This is a genomic window from Aporhodopirellula rubra (assembly GCF_014192335.1).
GTDB classification, from domain to species: domain Bacteria; phylum Planctomycetota; class Planctomycetia; order Pirellulales; family Pirellulaceae; genus Rhodopirellula; species Rhodopirellula rubra.
This window is the reverse complement of the sequence record NZ_JACHXU010000068.1, coordinates 1-1,498: the sequence shown is the minus strand read 5'-3', so window position 1 is coordinate 1,498 and position 1,498 is coordinate 1. Positions and strand designations below refer to the sequence as shown.

Annotated in this window: 1 protein-coding gene; it reads left to right on the top strand. The window is 52.5% G+C overall.

Translation table 11 applies throughout. The annotated features are described in order from the left end of the window. The coding region (locus FHS27_RS30650) for a hypothetical protein (protein ID WP_221225516.1) at positions 1-886 on the top strand (886 nt) is incomplete at its 5' end. Positions 887-1,498 lie beyond the last annotated feature (612 nt).

The window sequence follows — 1,498 nt, the reverse complement described above, 5'->3', positions numbered from 1 at the left end:
TTTGCTTCCAAGAAACGAACCGCCGGATGCGGATCCGCATGTCCGGTGGTGTGAGAGGGGTCCCGGGCAACCGGGCCCCTATCTCGATCTTGGTTCCCCGCTTCCGTCGTTCTTGTTAAGGCTTGCGTTCGACCTGAGCACAATGGATGATTGTTGCATGAAAAAGACATGGTTTCAAGTTAGCATCAAAGGCATCCTAGTTGTCGCCCTAGTGATCGCAGCATATCTCGCGGGACGCATGCCATGGGAGCGTGCGGCCAAATCGAGCAATGCCAAAGCATTGGTCTTGGATCGTGAAAACGGTCAAGTTTCGTTGTACGCGGCCGTATGGCGAGAGATCGCGTTGGAGTATCGCGACGACCTACGGGAATCAGGCCTAGAGTGGGACAAGCAGTCAGCAAAGCGATTTGGAGGTGGCGGAAGTTATGTTGGGTCGCGAAATAGTGAGGAAATTCGTCCACGCGCTAAACGCTGGAAGTTCGCGTTATCGAGCGAACCTGGAATCACAACCAAGCAACTAGAGTCATTAAAATCGCATGTCGTTTGCGTTTGGGACGATCCAGCACGCATTGAGCGTTGGGGCATACAGTCAGCCCAGTTTTGCGAAATCAATGAGAATGAACGATTGGAGAGAAGGTTGATAATGGCGGGCGGGGAAGAGTTGTTTGCCTTCTTGCCGGACAGTGTATTCAACGACGAACCAAGGTTCGTGTTGCTAGCGATCCCGAATGAAGTTGAGAACTTGTTAGCGATGCTGGAACACCAGCAATTCAAGAAGGGAAATGTCACCGTTCAAGAAGTTGCTGCAACAACGTTTGGGTTTGTCGCTTCAGGAGAGTCGCTGGAGCCAAACGTCGAAAGCCAGTCGCTGAAATCAGTACGCTGAAATCAGTACGCTGAAACGCATCTTCAGTCGGGTAACGGGAAGCATCTGCGTGGTGGCGGAAACCGGATTTCCACTTGTTGTTGGTCTCCACCGCCACTCCGCAGCATGCATTGGTTATTGCGTGCGGGGCGGGATGGCCGGGCCCGGTCAGATGAAGTGAAATTGTACGGCAGGCCGGATGGCGAAACAACAAAGCTGGAAACGATGCAAAGCCAACCAAGTCGAGAAGATGAGCCGTGATGGAATGATCGAGTGGCGTTGCGAATGCAATGATGGGTGACCGGTGATTGCCGATCAACCGTGAACCCAGCAAGAGAAGCTTGAGAACCAACTCGGGTGCAGGTGCGAATCGTCGCGTTGCAACCAGCATGTTCCGTCAAGCAAATCGCGATCAACCAAAGGACGCGATGCAAGGCATCCATGTGCGAAGCGGTTCAGCACCGTCGAGCAGTCAACCAATTCGTCGCAATAAAGAATCCATGTAAGTCCGAGGTTTGAAGGGTGGGAGTCATTTGTTAACAATGACTGGCGACTCGGACCCGTGATCTGGGCAGCTTGGGGCTGCTTGTCACATTTACTCCACCCAACAAACACAAGGATTCAACTCAATGA